Origin of the sequence: Kitasatospora sp. MAP5-34 (assembly GCF_029894335.1) — a bacterium.
Classification (GTDB): Bacteria; Actinomycetota; Actinomycetes; order Streptomycetales; family Streptomycetaceae; genus Kitasatospora.
This window is the reverse complement of record NZ_JARXZC010000013.1, coordinates 92,163-113,403: the sequence shown is the minus strand read 5'-3', so window position 1 is coordinate 113,403 and position 21,241 is coordinate 92,163. Positions and strand designations below refer to the sequence as shown.

Here is a 21,241-nt window from a genome sequence, read left to right as displayed (position 1 = left end):
AGGGCTGCCGCGCACGCCCCCGGGATGCGAGAATGATCGGCGCTATGGCAAAGGAAACCGGACAGAAGCTGATCGCGCAGAACAAGAAGGCGCGGCACGAGTACACCATCCTCGACACCTACGAATGCGGCCTGGTGCTCACCGGCACCGAGGTGAAGTCGCTGCGCGAGGGCCGGGCCAACCTGGTCGACGGTTACGCGTACATCCAGGGGCACGAAGCCTGGATCGACAACATCTTCATCCCGGAGTACACCCAGGGCACCTGGACCAACCACTCCGCGCGGCGCAAGCGCAAGTTGCTGCTGCACCGGATGGAGATCCGCAAGCTGGAGGCGAAGACCAAGGAGACGGGCCACACGCTGGTCCCGCTCTCGCTGTACTTCAAGGACGGCAAGGTCAAGCTGGAGCTGGCGCTCGCCGTCGGCAAGAAGTTGTACGACAAGCGGCAGACGCTGCGCGAGCAGCAGGACACCCGCGAGACCGCCCGCGCGGTCGCCGCCGTCCGTCGCAAGCAGGGCGGACGTTAAATGAGCTGGACCGCTCTCGGTCGGAGCGCGTACCATAGCTCCAGCAACGCCGGGTAGGGGTAGCCCTCCTCGGATGACGCGCCAGTTGGTTGTTACTTCTGGCTGTTACTTCTTAAAAAAACATGGGGATGATCGGTTTCGACAGGGGAAGTCGAAACAGGAGAAGCGAGCCGAGGAAGGCGACAATGATCTCGTTAACCATCTGTCGCAAAAAAATAATCGCCAACACTAAGCGCGATTCCTTCGCGCTCGCTGCCTAAGCAGCGAGTAGCGTGGTGTCAGCCCGGAGCGTTCCCGATCCGGATCCTGGCATAATTTAGGGAACTCAACCGTCCACCCGGGCTGCGAGGGTGGGCGGGAAACCAAACAGCAGCTGGGCCTGTTGGCGGCTTGTCCGCGTGACTGCCAGGGCCGAGAAAAGCACAGCGGACTGCGCTCGGAGAAGTCCTGAATCCACTCCACTGGACCCGGGTTCGATTCCCGGCATCTCCACCACCCCATGTTTGATCGGCACGTATCGAAAGCCGCCCTCCGGTCGGAGGGCGGCTTTCGTGCGTCCGGGGCCTGGCACCGCGCCCTCTCGATCTCAGCCCCCCATCGACGAAGTCGGGTGCCGAAGGCGTAGGATCATCTGTCCGCTTCTTTCGGGAGGCGGTCTCCCACCACTCGCAGGACGCACCTCAGGGGGCTCTTTGGGCGCGCACGGCTCAGCCCAGCAAGACACCGCCGCAACCACCGAGGCCATGCACAGCACCGTCATGCAGACCAGCACAGTCACCGGCACCAGCGCCGGCACGCCCACCCCCGCCCCCACGACCCCGGGCGCGGACGCGGACACCGTCCGCGACCGCGAGATCGCCGAGGAGCAGCGCCACCTCGACAACGTCTACCACCGGCTGGAGGAGAAGCTCGCCGAGGCCGAGTACATCCTCGAGGACGCCGCCAAGCGCGTGCAGGTCGGTACCCCCGGCGCGCTCGCCGAGCGCGACGCCCAGGTGTACCGGGCCGGCGCGCACCTGCACCGGTTGAACAGCGAGTTCGAGGACTTCCTGTTCGGCCGGATCGACCTCCAGGCACCCGACGCGCCCGAAGAGCACGGCATCCCGTCCAACACCCCCCTGGACGCCGCCGACCCCACCGTCGCCGAGACCCTGCACATCGGCCGCCTCGGCGTGCTCGACGCCGAGTACGGCCCGCTGGTGATCGACTGGCGGGCGCCCGCCGCCGCGCCGTTCTACCGCTCGACCCCGTTGGAGCCGGGCCGGGTGATGCGCCGCCGGGTGATCCGCTCCAAGGGCCGCAAGGTGATCGGCGTCGAGGACGACCTGCTGCGCCCCGACCTGGCCCCCACCCTGGACGGCACGGAACTCGCGGTGGTCGGCGACGGCGCCCTGATGGCCTCGCTCGGCCGGGCCCGCAGCCACTCGATGCGCGACATCGTCTCGTCCATCCAGAAGGAGCAGGACGAGGTCATCCGCGCGCCCGCCGCCGGTGCCACCCTGGTCACCGGTGGTCCCGGCACCGGCAAGACCGCCGTCGCCCTGCACCGGGCCGCCTTCCTGCTCTACCAGGACCGCCGCCGGTACGCGGGCGGCATCCTGGTGGTCAGCCCGACCGCCCTGCTCGTCTCGTACACCGAGGGCGTGCTGCCCTCGCTCGGCGAGGAGGGGCAGGTCGCGATCCGCGCGGTCGGCAGCCTGGTCGCCGGCATCGAGGCGGGCCGGTACGACACGCCCGAGACCGCTCACGTCAAGGGTTCGGCCCGGATGACGCAGCTGATGCGCCGCGCGGCCCGCGCCGCGCTGGAGCTGGACGCGCCGACCGAGCTCAAGGTCTTCGCCCGGGGCGAGGCGCTGCGGCTGGACGCCGGCCGGCTGAAGGCGGTGCGCGGCAACGTCGTCGGCAGCGGCGGCACCCCGCTCAACCTGCTCCGTCCGCGCGCCCGCCGCCTGCTGCTGGACGCACTCTGGTCCGAGCTGGTCCGGCACCTGCCCAAGGTCACCGACCACTACTCCCGGGAGCAGCGCCAGGAGGAGAAGGAGGCGTTCGACGAGTACGTGTCGGACGAGGCCGTGTTCCTGGACTTCCTGGACGCCTGGTGGCCCGCCGTGACCCCGCGCCGGGTGCTGGCGACGCTCAAGCAGACCCGGCACACCAACAGGATCGCCCGCCGCGCGGTCACCCCGGAGGAGGCCCGCCTGCTGGCGACCTCCTGGCGGCACCTGACGGACCGGGGCGAGGGCGCGCTGTCCGCTCACGACGTGGCACTGATCGACGAGCTGCAGCTGCTGCTCGGCGAGCCCGCCCGGCCCAAGCTGCGCGAGGTCGACGCCGTCGACCTGCTCAGCGGCCTGGACGAGGTCACCACCTACGCGGACCGGTCCTACCGGCAGCGTGAGCGGGGGCCGGTCGAGCGCACGGAGTACGCGCACGTGATCGTGGACGAGGCCCAGGACCTCACCCCGATGCAGTGGCGCATGATCGGCCGCCGCTCGCGGATGGCGACCTGGACGATCGTCGGGGACCCGGCGCAGAGCTCCTGGCCGTACCCGCAGGAGGCCCAGGCCGCGCTGGACGAGGTGCTGTCCGGCAAGCCGCGCCGCCGCCACACGCTGACGGTGAACTACCGCAACCCCGCCGAGATCGCCGAGGTGGCGGCGAAGGTGCTGGCGCTGGCCGCGCCGGGCACCGAGTCGCCGCGCGCCGTCCGCTCCACGGGCATCGAGCCGAGGTTCGCGGCGGTCACCTCCACCGACCCGGCGGCCTTCGCCGAGGCGGTCCGCGCCGAGCTGGCCCACCTGCTCACCGAGGTGGACGGCACGGTCGCGGTGGTCGTGCCGATGGACCGCCGTACCGAGGCCGAGGACTGGATCAAGGGTCTCGGTGAGCGCGTGGTGGCGCTCGGCAGCCTGGAGGCCAAGGGCCTGGAGTACGACGCGACGGTGGTCGCCGACCCGACCGGCATCGCCGGCGAGTCGGAGGCCGGCCTGCGCGTCCTGTACGTGGCGCTGACCCGCGCCACCCAGCGCCTGACGGTCCTCTCCGGCCCGGACGACCTGCCCGACGCGGACGGCGTCCCGGCGCTGCTGCACGGCTGACGCCGCCGGGCTGACGGTCACTCACGGCGAAGGCCCCCACCGGATGGTGGGGGCCTTCGCCTCACGTTGGTGACACCGACCCGCCATGCTCGCCTCGCGGCAAGTGGTCGCTCGAAGCGACTAAGGTTGGGCCCGGGGGCTTGGATCGAGCCGGTGTCTCGTCCAATGTAACCCATCAGCTCCGTGAGGCAGCCCGGAGACGAGAGATTTTCACGATGCGGACCGCGCGGCGGGGCGGCTGTTGTCGGGTCCGTGCAATCAATGAACGTTATTTCTGGCTACCCACTGGTAGGTGCGACCATCGAGGTCTAACATGCGCTGCAGCAGCGCTTCAACAATCTGTTGAATTAGTGGACGGAAGAAGGACGTCGATGGCGACGGTGCCCAGTGTCTCGAACTCGATCACGGTGCGGCTGGAGGTTCCGGCCACGGGCAACGCAGTGAGCTCGATCACCACGGCGGTCGAGTCCTCCGGTGGCTCGGTCACCGGTCTGGACGTGACCGCGTCCGGCCTGGAGGCGCTGCGGATCGACGTCACCGTCGCCGCGACCTCGGTCGTGCACGGCGAGGAGATCGTCGAGAAGCTGCGGGCGATCGAGGGCGTGACGATCGGCCGGGTCTCGGACCGTACGTTCCTGATGCACCTCGGCGGCAAGATCGAGATGTCCTCGAAGCTGCCAATCCGCAACCGTGACGACCTGAGCATGATCTACACCCCCGGCGTGGCCCGGGTCTGCATGGCGATCGCCGAGAACCCCGAGGACGCCCGCCGCCTCACCATCAAGCGCAACAGCGTCGCCGTGGTCACCGACGGCTCCGCCGTACTGGGCCTCGGCAACATCGGCCCGATGGCGGCGCTGCCCGTGATGGAGGGCAAGGCGGCCCTGTTCAAGCGCTTCGCCAACATCGACGCCTGGCCGATCTGCCTGGACACCCAGGACACCGACGAGATCGTCGCCATCGTCAAGGCGATCGCCCCCGGCTTCGCGGGGATCAACCTGGAGGACATCTCCGCGCCGCGCTGCTTCGAGATCGAGGCCCGGCTGCGCGAGGCCCTGGACATCCCGGTCTTCCACGACGACCAGCACGGCACCGCGATCGTCGTGCTGGCCGCGCTCACCAACGCGCTGCGGGTGGTCGGCAAGGAGATCTCCGAGATCCGGGTGGTGATGTCGGGCGCCGGCGCCGCCGGTACCGCCATCCTCAAGCTGCTGCTGGCCGCCGGCGTCGAGCACGCCACCGTCGCCGACGTGCGCGGTGTGGTCCACCTGGGCCGTGACGACCTCAACGACAGCCTCCGCTGGATCGCCGAGCACACCAACCGCTCGGGCCGTACGGGCTCGCTCAAGGAGGCCGTGGCGGACGCCGACGTCTTCATCGGCGTCTCGGCCCCGAACGTGCTGGACGGTGACGACATCGCCACCATGGCCGACGGCGCGATCGTCTTCGCGCTGGCCAACCCGGACCCGGAGGTCGACCCGGCCGTCGCCCGGCAGACCGCCGCCGTGGTCGCCACCGGCCGCAGCGACTTCCCGAACCAGATCAACAACGTGCTGGTCTTCCCGGGTGTCTTCCGCGGCCTGCTGGACGCCCAGAGCAAGACCGTCAACACCGAGATGATGATCGCCGCCGCCCGCGCGCTGGCCACCACCGTCGCGGACGACCAGCTCAACGCCAACTACATCATCCCCAGCGTCTTCCACCCGGACGTCGCCAAGACCGTCGCCTCGGCCGTCCGCGACGCCGCCGTGGCGGCGCGCGGTGACGCCGAGCAGGCCCCCTCGCGGCCCACCCACGGCATCGTCGGCACCCTGGACACCACCTCCTTCCCGCAGGTCCGGCTCTGAGTCGGACCCGCTGAGCCGGAGCTGCTCTGCCGGGCCAGCCGACCCGGGCCCGCCGACCCGGATCTACCTCGGATCTGCACCGGATCTGCACGGGAGCCGCGCCGGATCCGCGCCGGATCCGTACCGGTTTCTCCCTGATCGGTCCGGTATCGGGAGTGTCAGGAGCCGCTCGAAGGGTCACTCCTGGCGTGTCGTCGGCTCGGTCACCTGACCGATTGGCGGCCCCACCTGGTGAGACACGCCCCTTCCCCTTGCGACACAAGGGGAAGGGGCGTGTTTGGGCTTGTCGGTGACAGGGCGTACGGTAGCCCTGAACGGGGTGGGCGTGTCCGACAAGTACGGAACGTCCCCCTCGGCCTATCGGCGTGTCGTCCCGACCGCCGCCCGCGCCGGTCCGCCGGAGCCGACGGAGTGTCACAACTCCGCCCGGAGGGCGCTGTTCGGGTCAGTCCGCCAAGGCCCGATTGGCTTTCTCAGTGCCGGTCGGGGCAGGATTCGTACCCAGGCAGTGCGGTTTGAGGCGCTTCGGGGTGCAAGCCCGACCCCTGACCAACCCTCGCCTGAATGAGCACAGTGTGTGCGGACCAGCGGCCCAGCCGGATACCCCCGGAGGGACGACCGATGGGGCCCCCGCACGCCGCAACGCGAACAGACCACAGGAGTACACATGAACCGCAGTGAGCTGGTGGCCGCTCTGTCCGAGCGCGCCGAGGTGACCCGCAAGGACGCCGACGCTGTTCTGGCCGCCTTCGCCGAGGTCGTCGGCGAGGTCGTCGCCAAGGGCGACGAGAAGGTCACCATTCCCGGGTTCCTCACCTTCGAGCGCACCCACCGCGCCGCCCGCACCGCGCGTAACCCGCAGACCGGTGACCCGATCCAGATCCCGGCCGGCTTCAGCGCCAAGGTGAGCGCCGGTTCGAAGCTCAAGGAAGCCGCCAAGGGCAAGTGACGCAAGGCTCCCCGGAGCCCCGCGTGACGTATTGAGCGTGACGTAGTGAAGTGACAACGACTGTGGCCGGTCCCCCCTCGCGGGGAGACCGGCCACAGTCGTTCTGTCCGCCGGATCAGACGGTGACGAGCTCCTCGCTGGGCAGCTCGACGTGGGCGCCGAGGTCACGGAGCTTGTCCATGAAGTTCTCGTAGCCGCGGTTGATCAGGTCGATGCCGTGCACGGTCGAGGTGCCCTCGGCGGCCAGGGCCGCGATCAGGTACGAGAAGCCGCCGCGCAGGTCGGGGATGACCAGCTCGCCGCCCATCAGCTTGGACGGGCCGCTGACCACTGCGGAGTGCAGGAAGTTGCGCTGGCCGAACCGGCACGGGGTGCCGCCCAGGCACTCGCGGTACAGCTGGATGTGCGCGCCCATCTGGTTCAGCGCCGAGGTGAAGCCGAGCCGCGACTCGTACACCGTCTCGTGCACGATGGAGAGCCCGCTCGCCTGGGTCAGCGCGACCACCAGCGGCTGCTGCCAGTCGGTCTGGAAGCCGGGGTGCACGTCGGTCTCCAGGGCGATCGCCTTGAGCTCGCCGCCCGGGTGCCAGAATCGGATGCCCTCGTCGTCCACCTCGAAGGCGCCGCCGACCTTCCGGAAGGTGTTCAGGAAGGTCATCATCTCGATCTGGCGGGCGCCACGGACGTAGATGTCGCCCTTGGTCGCCAGCGCCGCGCACGCCCAGGAGGCCGCCTCCAGGCGGTCCGGCAGCGCGCGGTGGGTGTAGCCGCTGAGCTCGTCCACACCGGTGATCAGGATGGTGCGGTCGGTGCCCATCGAGATGATCGCGCCCATCTTCTGCAGCACGCAGATCAGGTCGACGATCTCCGGCTCGATGGCGGCGTTGCGCAGCTCGGTGACGCCCTCGGCCAGGACGGCCGTCAGCAGCACCTGCTCGGTCGCGCCGACCGACGGGAACGGCAGCTCGATCTTGGTGCCGCGCAGGCGCTGCGCCGCCACCAGGTAGGTGCCCTGCGGGTGCTTCTCGATGGTCGCGCCGAACTGGCGCAGCACCTCGAAGTGGAAGTCGACCGGCCGGCCGCCGATGTCGCAGCCGCCCAGGCCCGGGATGAAGGCGTGGCCGAGGCGGTGCAGCAGCGGGCCGCAGAACAGGATCGGGATCCGGGAGGAGCCGGCGTGCGCGTCGATGTCGGCGACGTTCGCGCTCTCCACGTGCGAGGGGTCGAGGATCAGCTCGCCCTCCTCGTCGCCGGTGCGCACGGTCACACCGTGCAGCTGCAGCAGGCCGCGGACGACCTTGACGTCACGGATGTCCGGGACGTTGCGCAGTCTGCTGGGGCCCGTGCCGAGCAGGGCGGCGACCATGGCCTTGGGGACCAGGTTCTTCGCACCGCGGACGCGGATCTCGCCTTCGAGCGGGTTTCCGCCGTGGACCAGCAGGACGTCGTCGGTCATCGTTCTCGCAATCCGGGATGCCAAGGGGTGAGAGCAGGACTTCAAGCGGTGTCGCTGTGGCTACTGCTTCTGCTTCTGCGGTGTCACTGTGCGGGTGGGGCCGTGGGCCTGGCGACCGGGCGCGGCAGAGCCTCGGGGGAGTCTCGGCCGGATCAACGGGTCACCACCACCTGTAGATGGTAATGGCCGGTCGATTGGTTCCTTTCCGCCCCTTTAGGTGATGGTGCTCTCTTCGCCGGGGGCCCGGCCGCCCGATTCGACCGTACGGGTGTTCGGTGCGGGTGTTCAGGTTTCGTGTTGGGGGCCCGTCCCGGGCCGGACTGCGGGATCATGTGGTCATGACCCCGGCCCTCTCGCACACCGGCCGACTGCTGGTCGCGACGCCCATGCTGACCGACCCGAACTTCGCCCGGGCGGTGGTGCTGCTCCTCGACCACGACCTCCAGGGCGCACTGGGTGTGGTGCTCAACCGCCCCACCCCGATCGAGGTGGAGCGGGTGCTGAACGGCTGGGCCGAGCTGGCGGGCCGGCCCTCGGTGGTCTTCCAGGGCGGCCCGGTGGCGCTCGACTCGGCGCTCGCCGTCGCGGTGGTGCCCGGCGAGCCGGGGCAGTCCGAGCCGCTCGGCTGGCGCCGGGTGCACGGCGCGATCGGCCTGGTCGACCTGGAGGCGCCGCCGCAGGTACTGGCCGGGGAGCTGGGCGGCCTGCGGGTGTTCGCGGGCTACTCGGGCTGGTCGCCGGGCCAGCTGGAGACCGAGGTCGCCGAGGGGGCCTGGTACCTGGTCGACTGTGAGCCGGGCGACATCTCCTGCCCGGACCCGGAGCGGCTCTGGCGCTCCGTACTGCGCCGCCAGCGCGGACCGCTGGCCATGCTCGCCACCTACCCGGACGACCCGACCCTGAACTGAGCGATTCCGTAGGCTCGCTGCTCTGCCGTGTCGGGACTCTCGTCCGCCGGTGCTGGCCCGCTCCGGAGCGGCCCCCATAGACTTGGCACCCATGAGCACTCTTGAGCCCGAGCGCGGCCTCGGCACCGGCACCCTGGTCGAGCCAGTCCCCCAGGTGTCCCACGGGGACGGCGACCACGAGCGCTACGCGCACTACGTCCAGAAGGACAAGATCATGGAGAGCGCGCTCTCCGGTACCCCGGTGGTCGCGCTCTGCGGCAAGGTCTGGGTGCCCGGGCGCGACCCGAAGAAGTACCCGGTCTGTCCGATGTGCAAGGAGATCTTCGACGGGATCGAGCAGCCCAAGGACGGCGACAAGGACAAGTAGTCCCCACTGCGTCGTTCCAGAGCGTCCGCCGTTAGGGGGCCGGCGTCGCGGAGGCGGCCAGTGGTCTATGCCAATTCAGGCTGCCGGGGCAGGATGGGCCGCATGGATCTCATCCCTGCTCCGCTGACCGCCCGGTACGTCGAGGAGTGGGCCCTCCCGCTCGACGGGGACACGCCGCTGACGGCCGGGCCCGGTACGGAGGCCGTGGGCGCCTGGCTGCGGTCCGTCCTCGGCGCCGCGACCGGGCTCCCGCTGCTGCCGGGCGCCGGGGGCGGCCTCGAACTGACGCTGGACGGCGCGCTCGCGCCGGAGTCGTACCGGATCAGCGTGCGCGACGGCCGGGCCGTGCTGCGTGGCGGCGACCCGGCCGGGGTGTTCTGGGGTGCTCAGACCCTGCGCCAGCTGCTCGGGCCCGACGCCTTCCGCCGCGCACCGCTGCGCCGCACCGGCTGGGCGCTGCCCGGCTGCGAGATCGAGGACGCGCCCCGGTTCGGCTGGCGCGGGGTCCTGCTGGACGTCTCCCGGCACTTCCTGCCCAAGGCGGACGTGCTGCGCTTCCTCGACCTGATGGCCGCGCACAAGCTCAACGTCCTGCACCTGCACCTGACGGACGACCAGGGCTGGCGGGTCGAGATCAAGCGCTACCCCCGGCTCACCTCGGCCGGCGGCTGGCGGGAGCGCTCGATGGTCGGGTACCGCTCGGGTGAGCGGCGTGACGACCAGCCGCACGGCGGCTACTACACCCAGGACGACCTGCGCGAGATCGTCGCCTACGCGGCGGACCGGCAGATCACCGTCGTCCCCGAGATCGACCTGCCGGGCCACGCCCAGGCCGCGATCTGCGCCTACCCGGAGCTCGGCAACACCGACGTGGTGGACACCGCCACGCTGGGCGTCTGGACGGACTGGGGGATCAACCCCAACGTGCTGAACGTCTCCGACGCCACCCTGCGCTTCTTCGAAGGGGTGCTGGAGGAGCTGTTGGAGATCTTCCCCGCCGAGTTCGTCCACCTGGGCGGCGACGAGTGCCCCAAGGACCAGTGGCGGGCCAGCCCGGCGGCCCAGGCCCGGATCAGGGAGTTGGACCTGGCCGGCGAGGACGAGCTGCAGAGCTGGTTCATCCGGCACTTCGACAGCTGGCTGACGGCGCGTGGCCGCCGCCTGATCGGCTGGGACGAGATCCTGGAGGGCGGCCTCGCGCCGGGCGCCGCAGTCTCGTCCTGGCGGGGTTACGCGGGCGGGGTGGCCGCCGCGCGGGCCGGGCACGACGTGGTGATGTGCCCCGAGCAGCACGTGTACCTGGACCACCGGCAGGCCGCCGGGGAGTACGAGCCGATCCCGGTCGGCTATGTCCGCACGCTGGAGGACGTCTTCCGCTTCGAGCCGCTGCCGCCGGAGCTGGACGCCGAGGCCGCCCGGCACGTGATCGGTACTCAGGCCAACCTGTGGACCGAGTTCATGAACGACGCCCGGGACGTCGACTACCGGGCCTTCCCGCGCCTGGCCGCCTTCGCCGAGGTCGCCTGGTCCGAGCTGCCCGCGTCCGAGGCCCGGGACTTCGAGGGTTTCGAGCGCCGGATGGCCGTCCACTACGCCCGCTTGGACGCACTCGGCGTCGAATACCGTCCCCCCGGCGGCCCGTACCCCTGGCAGCGCCGCCCCGGTGTGGCCGGCTGCCCGTCCGACGGGCCGGTTCCGGGCGTTTAGACCGGTCGGCTGGACGGGTCGGCAGCTGGTGGGCGGCGTCGCGTCGCCAGAGCAGCGCCTTGCCTCGGACATCAGCCGTCCGCCCGTCCGCCCGTCCGCCCGTCCGCCCGTCCGACGGGCCGGTTCCGGCCGGTCCGTGACCGGCCACCGGCCACCGGGTGGGCGGCGCCGGGGAACCCTCGCCGCTGGTCGAGCGTCAAGAACTGGTGAACATCTGGTTCCGTTCGGACCGGGTCGGATCGGAAGGCGCCCGGATTCGTCCGGGATTCGTCCCCGATTGCCGGTGACCCCGGAGTTGATCACTGAACATTGTGTGCCAGAGTTGCCCAACCCGCACCGATCGCCCGTACCCTACGGGCCAGGCCGCACACTGCAGGGACGGGGCAGGGCGGCAATGAGCAAGTGGAGCACGGTGGAATCCTGGTGAACCGGACGATCATGCTGCCGGCCTCTCTCGACGAGGCTGTCGAGGCGCTCGCCGCCACTCCCGGCGCGGTGCCGGTGGCCGGCGCCACCGACCTGATGGAAGCCGTCAACGCGGGACGGCTCCGCCCAGCCGCCCTGATCGGTCTCGGCCGGATCACCGAGCTGCGCGGCTGGCGCTACGAGGACGGCGGCACCGCCGTTCTCGGCGCCGGGCTCACCCACGCCCGGATGGACCGCCCCGACTTCGCCGCGCTGATCCCGGCCCTCGCCGACGCGGCCCGCACGGCCGGCCCCCCGCAGGTGCGCAACGTCGGCACCCTCGGCGGCAACGTCGCCACCGCCGCCCCGGCCGGCGACACCCTCCCCGTCCTCGCCGCGCTGGAAGCCACCGCCACCCTGGCCCGCGCCGGGTCCACCCGTGAGGTGCCGGTCAGTCACCTGCTCACCGGCCTCGACCCGCTCCGCCCCGGCGAGCTGCTCACCTGGGTCCGGGTGCCCCTGCTGAACGCCCCGCAGGTCTTCCTCAAGGCCACCGGTCGCAGCGGCCCCGCCCGCGCCACCGCCTCCGTCGCCCTCGTCCTCGACCCCGCCCGCCGGGCCGTGCGCTGCGCCGTCGGCGCGGTCGCGCCGGTACCGCTGCGGCCGTTGGAGGCCGAGACCTGGGTCGCCGGCTGCATCGACTGGGACGCCCGGGGCGAGGACGGCGCGACCGTCATCGACCCGGCGGCCGCGGCCGCCTTCGGGGAGTACGTCGCCGGGGCCTGCGTCCCCGAGGTCCTGCCGGACGGTACGAACGAGGGGTTGGCCCAAGGCGCGGCGCGCGTGCGGCGTACCGTATCGGTGCTGGCCCGACGGGCTCTGGGAAGGGCGCTGAAGTGACGACAGACTCGATCGGCTTCGGCCACGTCGACCTGGGTACGGACCCGCTCGCGCAGACTCCCCCCACGCACGACGTGGTCGGCGGGGGCGCGTTCGGCGGGGACGCCCGGCCGTGTGCCTCGTACACGCTGCGCGTCAACGGCTTTGAACGGCCCGTCACCGACGCCTGGATCGGCGAGAGCCTGCTCTACGTGCTGCGCGAGCGGCTCGGCCTGGCCGGCGCCAAGGACGGGTGCGAGCAGGGCGAGTGCGGCGCGTGCTCGGTGCAGGTGGACGGGCAGCTGGTGGCCGGCTGCCTGGTGCCCGCCGCGCTGGCGTCCGACAGCGAGATCGCCACCGTCGAGGGCCTGTCGGCGGGCGGTACGGCCAGTGACGTGCAGCAGGCGCTCGCCGACTCCGGTGCCGTGCAGTGCGGTTACTGCACCCCGGGGATGGCGATGGCCGTCCACGACCTGCTCCAGCGCAACCACCGGCCCAGCGAGGTCGAGGCCCGGCAGGCGCTCTGCGGCAACCTCTGCCGCTGCACCGGCTACCGGGGCGCGCTGGCGGCCGTCCAGGTCGTCGCGGAGGCACGCGGCGCCGTCGACGAGCTGCCCGAGCAGGAGGAACCCGAGCAGGCCGACCCGCCGGAGGCAGCCGCGCCGTCGGCCGTGCCGGTAGCCGTGCCCGTGCAGTCCGCCGCCGATCTGTCGCTGGCCGGTGAGATGCCGCTCTACGCGGACTCCGAAGCCTGGGTCGAGGCCGAGCAGCCGCACCCGGCGCAGCCCACCGCCGCCGGTACGGGCATCGGCGTCGGCATCGACGCCGTGGCCGACTACGGCGTCGACTACGGGGATGGCCAGGGCGTTGGTCATGGTGTGGGCCACGGGGGAGCTGCCACCACCCACCAGACCGGCGTGTACGAGCCGGCCGACTACCCGCCCTACCCGGCCACCCCGCCGTACAACGGGACACCGCCGTACGACGGCACCCCGTACGACGCCTCCTACGACGCGACGTTCGAGCAGAGCCGGTACGAGGCCACCCCGGCGCACGGCACCGCCCACGACGGCCCGCCCTTCGAGGGCACGCCCGCCCACGGCACCCCGTACACCCAGACCCCCGCGCACGGGACCCCGTACGACAGCGCCGCGTACGAGAACGCGACATACGAGACTGCGACGTACGAGACCTCGACGTACGAGACCTCGACGTACGAGAACCCCTCGTACGACAACAGCACCGTCTACGAGCACACCGGCTACGACGGCAGCACCCCCGCCCACGGCATCCCGCTTCCCGAGGACGACCACGCATGAGCTCGCCCACCGACATCGCGTCGGCGGCGGCCGCCGCGCAGTCCGCCCTCGCGCAGTCCGCCGTCGACGATGACGCGCAGACGCCCGAACCGTTCGGCCTCGGCAGTTCCGCGCCGCGCAACGACGCCCTGCCCAAGGCGCTGGGCATCTACCCGTACGCCGCCGACCTGTGGGCGGAGGGCCTGCTCTGGGGCGCCGTGCTGCGCGCGCCGCACCCGCACGCGCGGATCGTCTCGGTCGACACCTCGGCCGCGCTCGCCCTCCCCGGCGTGCACGCCGTGATCACCGCCGCCGACCTGCCGCCCGGCCCCGAGGGCGCCCCCGACGGCGCGCCGCACGGCCCGATCGTCGCCGACCGCCCGATCCTCGCCGCCGGCCTGATCCGCCACCATGGCGAGCCGGTCGCCGCCGTCGCCGCCGACCATCCCGACACCGCGCGGCTGGCCGCCGCCTCGATCGTGGTCGAGTACGAGGTGCTGGAGCCCGTCACCGACCCCGAGCAGGCGTTCAGCGCCCCGCCGCTGCACCCCGACGGCAACCTCTTCCGCCACCTCCCGCTGCGCACCGGCGACCCGGAGGCCGTCGGCGAGATCATCGTCGAGGGCCTCTACCAGGTCGGCCGTCAGGACCCGGCCCCGATCGGCGCCGAGGCCGGCCTTGCCGTGCCCCGCCCGGACGGCGGCGTCGAGCTGCACCTCTCCAGCACCGACCCGCACGGCGACCGCGACCGCACGGCCGCCTGCCTCGGCCTGGAGCCGGACCGCGTCCGCCTGGTCGTCACCGGCATCCCCGGCGCCACCGCTGACCGCGAGGACCTCTCCTTCCAGGTCACCCTGGCGATGCTCGCCCTGCGCACCGGCCGCCCGGTGAAGATGACCCTCACCCGCGAGGAGTCCTTCCAGACCCACACCTCCCGCCACCCCGCCCTGCTGCGCTACCGCCACCACGCGGACGCCGAGGGCCGGTTGGTCAAGGTCGAGGCACAGATCCTGCTGGACGGCGGCGCGTACGCGGACGTCTCCTCGGAGGCACTTGCCGCCGCCACCGCCTTCTCGGTCGGCCCGTACGTCTGCCCCAACGTCTTCGTCGACGCCTGGGCCGTCCGCACCAACAACCCGCCCGCCGGACGGATGCGCGGCGAGGGCGCCCTGCAGACCTGCTTCGCGTACGAGTCCCAGCTCGACCAGCTCGCCGTTCGGGTGGGCGTCGAGCCGCTGGAGATCCGTCGCCGCAACGCCATGGCGACGGGCGACCCGATGCCCACTGGACAGGCCGTCACCTGCCCCGCTCCGGTCGCCGCCCTGCTCGACGCGGTCTCCGCCTCACCGCTGCCGGCCCTGCCGATGGACGATCCCGAAGGCGACTGGCTGCTCCCCGGCGGCCCGGGCGGCGCCGGAGACCCGGCCGCAGTGCGGCGGGGGATCGGCTACGCCGTCGGCATGGTGCACATGCTCGGCGCGGAGGGCGAGGACGAGGTCTCCACCGCCACCGTCCGGGTTAGCGGCGACCACGCGACGGTCATCTGCGCCGCCGTCGACTCCGGTCAGGGCTTCGCGACCCTGGCCCGGCAGATCGTGCAGGACGTGCTCGGCGTGACCGAGGTCTACGTCGCACCGGTCGACAGCGACCAGTCGATCGCGGGCCCGTCGGCGCGGGGGCGGCACACCTGGGTGTCGGGTGGAGCCGTGGAGCGAGCCGCCCTGATGGTCCGTCACCAGCTGCTGCAGCCGATCGCCGCCAACTTCGGCATGTCGGTCGAGCTGCTGTCGATCGCCGACGGCAAGATCACCTCCTACGACGGCGTGCTCGGCATGCCAGTCGGCGAGGCGTTGGAGGGGAAAGAGCTCTGGGCGACGGCTCAGTGCCGCCCGCACCCGACCGAGCCGCTGGACGAGGCCGGGCAGGGCGACGCCTTCGTGTCGATCGCGTTCTGCGCGATGCGGGCCGTCGTCGATGTCGACATCGAGCTCGGGACGGTCCGGGTCGTCGACGTGACGGTCGCCCAGGACGTCGGGCGAGCGCTCAACCCCCGGCAGATCGAGGACCGCATCGAGGCTGGGGTCGCCCAGGGCGTCGGCCTGGCGCTGCTGGAGGATCTGCGTACGGAGGGTGGACGTCTCGTCAATCCTTCGCTCACGGGTTACCGCCTCCCGACCGCGCTCGACACCCCGGAAGTCCGGATCGCGGCCCTGCTGGAGGAGCGGGACGTGGTCGCGACCTTCGGCGCCAAGGCCGTCAGCGCGGCCCCGGCGGTAGTCGCTCCCGCAGCAGTGGCCGCCGCCGTACGTGCTGCGACCGGCCTGCCGGTCGGCCGGCTGCCGATCCTCCCCGAGGACGCCATCGCGGGCTGAGGGCCCCTCCTACCTCAAGGGATCCTCAACTCCTTGGTGCGGAAGCCGTGGAGAGGTGTGGGGTCCTGCCCACGTCTCACTGTCGGGCGATACGATCGGAGCTGCCCTGCGTTTGTGGGGGCCGCCGCAAACGCAGTATCGCAGTAACCAACTGACGGGTAACGGGGTAGGGATGACGCTGACCAGGACCTTGCGCGCGCTCAGCGCCACAGCTCTAGCCGGCAGCCTGCTGCTCACCGCAGCTCCGGCCGCCTCGGCGGACCAGGTGCGGGACGCGCAGTGGGTCAACCAGTACTTCAACCTGGACAAGGTCTGGTCGGTGAGCCGGGGCGACGGGGTTATCGTCGCTGTCATCGACAGTGGCGTCGACGCGAACCACGCTGACCTGACGGGGCAGGTGCTGCCGGGGTATGACTTGAGTGGCAAGGGCCTCGTCACGCACCCGACCAACCCGCACGGCACCAGCATGGCCAGCGAGATCGCCGGGCATGGTCACGGCAGTGGGGCTGGCATGCTCGGGTTGGCGCCGGGAGCCAAGATCCTGCCGGTCTATGAAGCCGACGCGGACGGCCATGACGCCGTTCCTGCGGATATTCACTGGGCTGTGGACAACGGTGCGAAGGTCATCAGCATCTCGCTGGGCGGAGGCCAGAACCCCAAGGTGGCTGAAGCGGTCGGGTACGCCGCTCAGCACGATGTTCTGATCGTGGCGGCGGCGGGTAACGAGGGAAAGACGTCGGTCGACTACCCGGGGGCCGAGCCCGGAGTGGTCGCGGTTGGTGCGGTGGACAAGCACGACATGATCTGGAGCCAGTCCAACGCGGGGCCAGAGGTGATGCTCTCGGCGCCCGGTGTCGACGTCGTGAGCGCTGGCGCCTGTGACGGCCAGCAGTACTGCATGGCGAGCGGCACCTCCGACGCGACTGCATACGTCTCCGCGACGGCCGCACTGGTCCGGGCCAAGTTCCCAAACCTGACAGCAGGTCAGGTGGCGAACCGTCTGGTGAAGTCGGCACTCGTGCCTTCTGCGCTCGCTGGTGCTCAGTTGCCTGACGAGCACTACGGGTACGGAGTGGTCCGGCCCTACGAAGCGCTCACGCAGGACATTCCAGTTGGCTCGGCTCAGGGCCCGCTCGCCAAGACCGCCGGCTCCGGTGATTCGGGAGGTGGCACGGCGACTCCTGGTGGAGCTGTCCCCGGCACTGCGAATCCCACCCCTGGCGCGTTGCCGCAGATCGCCAGCTCCAGTTCCAGTGTCTCAAAGGTGCTGTATGTAGGCGGCTTCGGCGTTCTGCTCCTGGCTGTGCTGGTCGCTGTGATCGTGGTGGTTGCCCGCCGCCGACGCACTCCTGGTGCGGGACAGGCCGGACCGGCACCGTACGGGACACCGCCCGGCTGGCAGCCCCAGGGGCAGCAGCACTACCCGAACCAGCCGCAGCCGCCGTACGGAAACCAGCCCCAGCAGCCGTACCCGAACCAGTCTCAGGCGCCGTACGGGAACCAGGCGCCGCCGCCTGGATACCCGCCTCAGCAGCCGTACCAGAATCCGTACGGCCCGGGCGGAAACCAGCCGCGTTGAGGGTGTGTCAACACCCGCTTCGTAAGCGCTACGATCGAACGCCCAAGTCATCTAGCCGCCGCCCGTGTGAGCGGGCACCTTCACCACCCGCCGGAGCCAGTGCCAGACGGGGAAGCATCGACACTCCAGGGGGAGAGAGCCGTATGTCCGACGGATACCGGGTCAATACCGACGAGTTGGAGGCGGTCGTCAAGCGACTGCGCGCGCTCCAGCAGAGTCTCGGTCAGACCGCGGACAAGACCAAGTACAACACCGTTCTCGTCCAGGACGACTTCGGTGGCAACTTCGTCGAGGCCCAGCAGCTGTACGCGCAGCACGACGCCATGCAGCAGTCGCTGACCGCCATGGTGACGAACCTCGACAACCTGATCAACGACTTCGGTGACAAGACGCACACGGTCAACACGTCGTACAGGAGTCTCGAACAAGACGGCGTGGTCACCATGAACCAGCAGCAGGAGAGGATCGTCTGAGATGGCTTCCTCCAAGACTGAGTTCGACAAGTACGACCTGGTCCCGCTCAAGGGGATGGTCGACCACTCGAATCCGGACCGGATCAAAGAGGTCGGCGACCACTGGAGCAGCGTCCAGAAGGAGATCCAGAGCGCTGCCGATGAGCTCCAGAAGGCGGTGCAGCAGGCCACACAGAACTGGCAGGGTGACGCCGCGCAGGGATTCACTGATCGTGCGTCAGCCATCCAGAGCAGCATGCTGAACACGGCTGCTCATGCGCAGAACACGTCGGTCGCGATGAAGTTCGCGGGTGACGCCCTGCATCAGACCAAGACGGCCATGGCCTCGATCCACGTCCCGAGCACGTGGGACAGCGGTCTGAAGCTGGTCAGTGACCTCGGCGACCGTTCTGATGCCCAGTTCAAGGCGGACCTGGCCAGCGGCATGGACCGGCTCACTGCGGTCAAGAAGAACTACGACCAGCTGTCGGCGACCGAGATCGCGCATCAGAACGCGATCGGGGTCATGGAGCACCTGAGCCCGCAGTACATCCAGGCCACCAACTACCTCGATCCGCCGCCGCCACCTGATGGTGGCCACCAGCACGTGGGCACGGGCTTCCCCCCGCCGCCGTCGACCACTCCGCCGACCGGCACCGCTCCCACCCCGATGCCGCCGATCCACCACCCCGCGCCCCCCGCGCCCCCGGTCGGTGGTGGCCCGCCCCCGCCCGGTGGGCCGGTTCCCCCCATCGGCGGCGGGCCGATCGGTACGAACCCGGTCGGGCCCGTCTACAACCCGGGTGGGCCCATCCATCAGGTCAACCCGCCGATTGGACCCACTCCGCCGTGGCAGCCGGTTGCGCCCACGCCGATTCACCACCCGGTGCCGTCGCCGATCGTTCCGGTCGGTACCGGGCTCGACAGTGTGACGCCCCCCGTCACCACGCCTCCGGTGACCGGCCCGCTGCCTAGTGGCGGTGACGGCCTCGGTGGTGGTGGTCTCGGTGGCGGCGGTGGCCTGGGTGGTGGAGGTGGTCTCGGTGGAGGCGGCCTCGGCCCGATGCCCGGCGGTGGTGGTTTCGGCGGCTTCGGTGGTGGTGGCAGCGGGAGTGGTCTGACCAGCACTCCTGGTGGCCGCGCCGGTTCCGTCGGCGGCCTCGGTGCAGGTGGCGCCTCGGGCGGTGTCGGCGGCACGGGTGCCGGTGGCGCCGGTGGTGCGCTCGGTGCCGGCCAGGGTAAGAGTGGTGCACCCGGTGCCGGTGGGATGCACGCTCCCAGTGGCCTCGGCGGTGCCGGTGGCAAGGGCCTGGGTGGCAAGAGCGGCAGCAGCCTGGGTAGTAGGGCCGGTGGTACGGTCGGCAGTGCTCGTGGCGGCGCCAGCGGCAAGGCGTTCACCCAGGGCGGGTCCGGCCTGGGTAAGAACGGTGCCAACGGCCAGGGCGGTGCCCACGGTGTCGGTGGCGCGGCCGGTAACAAGAAGAAGGGCAAGAACGGCGCTCGCCCGGACTACCTCGTCGAGGACGAGGACACCTGGCGTACCGGCGGGGCCAACCCGCCGGTCATCGAGTAGCCGAGCCCGGTAGGACAGCAGGACAGTAGGACGACAGGTGGCCCGGCCACGTCAGCGAAACTGACGTGGCCGGGCCACCGTGCTTTCCACCTTCGGACGGTCCGTCAGCTCTTGCCGAGGAACTTGAGTCTCGCCTGCAAGGCGAAGACCCGCCCCTGGCGACACGTCAGCAATTAGCCTTCCGGGACCCGCTGGCGGTCCGCATCCTCGGTGAGGACCCGGACGATCTCGCCCGTGACGCCGACGCCGAGGCTCATCCCGAACGGCGGTTGATGCGTCTCTTCATCGCCGTCCGCAGCCGCTTCGCCGAGGACGCGCTGGCCGACGCGGTGGAGCGCGGCGTGCGGCAACTGGCGGTGCTGGGGGCGGGGTTGGACACCTTCGGCTGCCGCAATCCGCACGAGGCCGTGGGGCTGACCGTCTTCGAGGTGGACCACCCGGCGACGCAGGCCTGGAAGCGTGCACGGCTCGACGAGGCCGGCATCGTTCCGCCGGCTTCGCAGAGGTTCGTTCCGGTGGACTTCGAGCGGGACGGTCTGGCCGGCGGCCTGGCGGCGGCGGGCTTCGATTCGCAGGCCCCGGCCTTCTTCGGCTGGCTGGGGCGTGGTCCCGTATCTGACCCGCGAGGCGGTGTTCGGCACGCTCGGCCTCGTCGCGGGCCTGCCCGGCGGCGCGGAGGTGGTGTTCGACTACGGCGATCCGCCGTCTGCCATGGCGCCGCTGAAGCGCGCCGCCCATGAGGCGCGGGCCGACCGGGTCGCCGGGATCGGGGAGCCCTGGCTCAGTTACTTCGCCGCCGAGGAGCTGGCCGCAGACCTGACGGATCTGGGTTTCTCCACCGTCGAGAATCTCGGCCCGGCGGACCCGCCCCGACGCCCTGGCGGGCATGTGATCCGCGCGGGTTCGGAATTTCGATAAAGCGTACGCCGAATTGCCGAGGGTGGAATTGATCACCCACTCGGCAATTCGGCGGAAACGCATGGAGGCCATGACGGGAATCGAACCCGTGTAAACCGCTTTGCAGGCGGTTCCCTAAGCCACTCGGGCACACGGCCATGGGATGACGAGAGGCCAGTGGCCCTCATCGGTGGGGGAGAACGCGCGCTCAGGCGCAGCAGGAACAACAGCAGGCGCGACAACAACTGGGAGCGGCACAGGCGCGGGGCGCTGTGCTGGCCACCGTCTTCCTGTCCATGGCCTGCTCCTGTCGTCGTGGCGTCCGATTCGGCTCGGCCGCCGTGCTTGTGAATTCATCTTATGCGGCCCGGGGTGGGGTGCGTCAATATCCGATTATGAATTCTGCATGTCGCGATGTTGCGATGTCGCGACGTGCTACGGTCGAGGACAGTGGGAACAGGTGAGCGATCACCCCGGACGAGCGCGTCGTACCCGGTATGACAAGACGGCGCAGTACACAGCGGCAACCCCGTCGCGAACTACTGCGGAGGAGTACTCGTCATGGCCTGGGTCGTTCTGATCATCGCCGGCGTCCTGGAGACGGTGTGGGCGGTCGCCCTGGAGGCGTCCAAGGGGTTCTCGCGGCTGGTGCCCAGCCTGGTCTTCGCGGTCGCGCTCGTGCTGAGTATGGGCGGGTTGGCGTACGCGATGCGGAGCATCCCGCTCGGGACGGGGTACGCGGTGTGGGTCGGGATCGGGGCGATCGGTACCGCGCTGTACGGGATGGCGGCGATGGGCGACGCGGCGACGGCGGCCCGGATCACCTGCCTGGTGCTGATACTCGGCGGTGTGGTGGGGCTCAAGGTGTTGCACTGACGCCCTGGAGGGCGCCCGGGTGCGGCCGAGGTCCTAGGTCGAACGGGGGAG

Annotated in this window: 16 protein-coding genes, 1 tRNA gene, 1 other RNA gene, 1 pseudogene and 1 riboswitch; of the genes and pseudogenes, 17 read left to right on the top strand and 2 right to left on the bottom strand. The window is 70.8% G+C overall.

What is annotated here, in order from left to right:
• Positions 1-44 precede the first annotated feature (44 nt).
• The 5 genes from smpB to P3T29_RS14040 all read left to right on the top strand — a co-directional run bounded on the left by smpB (position 45) and on the right by P3T29_RS14040 (position 6,421).
• Complete coding sequence (gene smpB, locus P3T29_RS14060; RefSeq protein WP_280716742.1) at positions 45-527, top strand: SsrA-binding protein SmpB; 483 nt, start codon at positions 45-47, stop codon at positions 525-527.
• Between the two features lie 124 nt (positions 528-651).
• Positions 652-1,022, top strand: a transfer-messenger RNA (tmRNA) gene (gene ssrA, locus P3T29_RS14055).
• A gap of 263 nt (positions 1,023-1,285) precedes the next feature.
• The gene (locus P3T29_RS14050; protein WP_280716741.1) at positions 1,286-3,625 is read left to right on the top strand and encodes a UvrD-helicase domain-containing protein; all 2,340 of its coding nucleotides are present in this window, start codon (positions 1,286-1,288) and stop codon (positions 3,623-3,625) included.
• 371 nt (positions 3,626-3,996) lie between these two features.
• The gene (locus tag P3T29_RS14045; RefSeq protein ID WP_280716740.1) at positions 3,997-5,472 is read left to right on the top strand and encodes an NAD-dependent malic enzyme; all 1,476 of its coding nucleotides are present in this window, start codon (positions 3,997-3,999) and stop codon (positions 5,470-5,472) included.
• A 667-nt stretch (positions 5,473-6,139) separates the two neighbouring features.
• Entirely contained in the window at positions 6,140-6,421 is a 282-nt protein-coding gene (locus tag P3T29_RS14040; RefSeq protein WP_057237508.1) for an HU family DNA-binding protein, read from the top strand.
• 115 nt (positions 6,422-6,536) lie between these two features.
• On the opposite strand, the gene murA is transcribed toward P3T29_RS14040, so the two are convergent.
• Positions 6,537-7,877: a UDP-N-acetylglucosamine 1-carboxyvinyltransferase gene (murA, locus tag P3T29_RS14035; protein WP_280716739.1), complete on the bottom strand. Its 1,341-nt coding sequence runs from the start codon at positions 7,875-7,877 to the stop codon at positions 6,537-6,539.
• A 338-nt stretch (positions 7,878-8,215) separates the two neighbouring features.
• On the opposite strand from murA, the gene P3T29_RS14030 reads away from it, so the two are divergent.
• The 11 genes and pseudogenes from P3T29_RS14030 to P3T29_RS13980 all read left to right on the top strand — a co-directional run bounded on the left by P3T29_RS14030 (position 8,216) and on the right by P3T29_RS13980 (position 20,335).
• Complete coding sequence (locus P3T29_RS14030; protein WP_280716738.1) at positions 8,216-8,785, top strand: YqgE/AlgH family protein; 570 nt, start codon at positions 8,216-8,218, stop codon at positions 8,783-8,785.
• Between the two features lie 91 nt (positions 8,786-8,876).
• Positions 8,877-9,152 (top strand): DUF3039 domain-containing protein, encoded by a 276-nt coding sequence (locus tag P3T29_RS14025; RefSeq protein WP_280716737.1) that lies wholly within the window; start codon positions 8,877-8,879, stop codon positions 9,150-9,152.
• A 102-nt stretch (positions 9,153-9,254) separates the two neighbouring features.
• Positions 9,255-10,859 carry a beta-N-acetylhexosaminidase gene (locus P3T29_RS14020; protein WP_280716736.1) on the top strand — a complete coding sequence of 535 codons (1,605 nt, stop codon included), beginning with the start codon at positions 9,255-9,257 and terminating at the stop codon, positions 10,857-10,859.
• 438 nt (positions 10,860-11,297) lie between these two features.
• Positions 11,298-12,164, top strand: a complete 867-nt coding sequence (locus tag P3T29_RS14015; RefSeq protein WP_280716774.1) for an FAD binding domain-containing protein — start codon at positions 11,298-11,300, stop codon at positions 12,162-12,164.
• Between the two features lie 116 nt (positions 12,165-12,280).
• Positions 12,281-12,730, top strand: a pseudogene (locus P3T29_RS14010) ((2Fe-2S)-binding protein); the annotation flags it as partial.
• A 728-nt stretch (positions 12,731-13,458) separates the two neighbouring features.
• The gene (locus P3T29_RS14005; RefSeq protein ID WP_280716735.1) at positions 13,459-15,813 is read left to right on the top strand and encodes a xanthine dehydrogenase family protein molybdopterin-binding subunit; all 2,355 of its coding nucleotides are present in this window, start codon (positions 13,459-13,461) and stop codon (positions 15,811-15,813) included.
• A 172-nt stretch (positions 15,814-15,985) separates the two neighbouring features.
• The gene (locus P3T29_RS14000) at positions 15,986-17,392 is read left to right on the top strand and encodes a S8 family serine peptidase (protein ID WP_280716734.1); all 1,407 of its coding nucleotides are present in this window, start codon (positions 15,986-15,988) and stop codon (positions 17,390-17,392) included.
• A 143-nt stretch (positions 17,393-17,535) separates the two neighbouring features.
• Positions 17,536-17,865 carry a hypothetical protein gene (locus P3T29_RS13995; RefSeq protein WP_280716733.1) on the top strand — a complete coding sequence of 110 codons (330 nt, stop codon included), beginning with the start codon at positions 17,536-17,538 and terminating at the stop codon, positions 17,863-17,865.
• Position 17,866: 1 nt separating this feature from the next.
• The gene (locus P3T29_RS13990; RefSeq protein ID WP_280716732.1) at positions 17,867-19,417 is read left to right on the top strand and encodes a hypothetical protein; all 1,551 of its coding nucleotides are present in this window, start codon (positions 17,867-17,869) and stop codon (positions 19,415-19,417) included.
• A 65-nt stretch (positions 19,418-19,482) separates the two neighbouring features.
• Positions 19,483-20,157 (top strand): class I SAM-dependent methyltransferase, encoded by a 675-nt coding sequence (locus tag P3T29_RS13985; protein ID WP_280716731.1) that lies wholly within the window; start codon positions 19,483-19,485, stop codon positions 20,155-20,157.
• A complete protein-coding gene (locus tag P3T29_RS13980; protein WP_280716778.1) occupies positions 20,048-20,335 on the top strand; it encodes a hypothetical protein in 288 nt (95 codons plus the stop codon). The genes P3T29_RS13985 and P3T29_RS13980 overlap by 110 nt, the downstream gene beginning before the upstream one ends.
• A gap of 62 nt (positions 20,336-20,397) precedes the next feature.
• On the opposite strand, the gene P3T29_RS13975 is transcribed toward P3T29_RS13980, so the two are convergent.
• Positions 20,398-20,472: transfer RNA gene (locus P3T29_RS13975), tRNA-Cys, on the bottom strand.
• Positions 20,473-20,768: 296 nt separating this feature from the next.
• A riboswitch (guanidine-III (ykkC-III) riboswitch) is annotated at positions 20,769-20,829 on the top strand.
• Positions 20,830-20,875: 46 nt separating this feature from the next.
• On the opposite strand from P3T29_RS13975, the gene P3T29_RS13970 reads away from it, so the two are divergent.
• Complete coding sequence (locus tag P3T29_RS13970) at positions 20,876-21,190, top strand: SMR family transporter (protein WP_280716730.1); 315 nt, start codon at positions 20,876-20,878, stop codon at positions 21,188-21,190.
• Positions 21,191-21,241 lie beyond the last annotated feature (51 nt).

Bases quoted from the DNA above. Each gene is read 5' to 3' on its own strand.
- P3T29_RS14000 (WP_280716734.1), top strand. From the start codon at position 15,986: ATGACGCTGACCAGGACCTTGCGCGCGCTCAGCGCCACAGCTCTAGCC.
- P3T29_RS14025 (WP_280716737.1), top strand. From the start codon at position 8,877: ATGAGCACTCTTGAGCCCGAGCGCGGCCTCGGCACCGGCACCCTGGTC.
- P3T29_RS14050 (WP_280716741.1), top strand. From the start codon at position 1,286: ATGCAGACCAGCACAGTCACCGGCACCAGCGCCGGCACGCCCACCCCC.
- P3T29_RS14030 (WP_280716738.1), top strand. From the start codon at position 8,216: ATGACCCCGGCCCTCTCGCACACCGGCCGACTGCTGGTCGCGACGCCC.
- murA (WP_280716739.1), bottom strand. From the start codon at position 7,877: ATGACCGACGACGTCCTGCTGGTCCACGGCGGAAACCCGCTCGAAGGC.
- P3T29_RS14040 (WP_057237508.1), top strand. From the start codon at position 6,140: ATGAACCGCAGTGAGCTGGTGGCCGCTCTGTCCGAGCGCGCCGAGGTG.
- P3T29_RS13995 (WP_280716733.1), top strand. From the start codon at position 17,536: ATGTCCGACGGATACCGGGTCAATACCGACGAGTTGGAGGCGGTCGTC.
- P3T29_RS14045 (WP_280716740.1), top strand. From the start codon at position 3,997: ATGGCGACGGTGCCCAGTGTCTCGAACTCGATCACGGTGCGGCTGGAG.
- P3T29_RS13990 (WP_280716732.1), top strand. From the start codon at position 17,867: ATGGCTTCCTCCAAGACTGAGTTCGACAAGTACGACCTGGTCCCGCTC.
- smpB (WP_280716742.1), top strand. From the start codon at position 45: ATGGCAAAGGAAACCGGACAGAAGCTGATCGCGCAGAACAAGAAGGCG.
- P3T29_RS14005 (WP_280716735.1), top strand. From the start codon at position 13,459: ATGAGCTCGCCCACCGACATCGCGTCGGCGGCGGCCGCCGCGCAGTCC.
- P3T29_RS13970 (WP_280716730.1), top strand. From the start codon at position 20,876: ATGGCCTGGGTCGTTCTGATCATCGCCGGCGTCCTGGAGACGGTGTGG.
- P3T29_RS14020 (WP_280716736.1), top strand. From the start codon at position 9,255: ATGGATCTCATCCCTGCTCCGCTGACCGCCCGGTACGTCGAGGAGTGG.
- P3T29_RS14015 (WP_280716774.1), top strand. From the start codon at position 11,298: ATGCTGCCGGCCTCTCTCGACGAGGCTGTCGAGGCGCTCGCCGCCACT.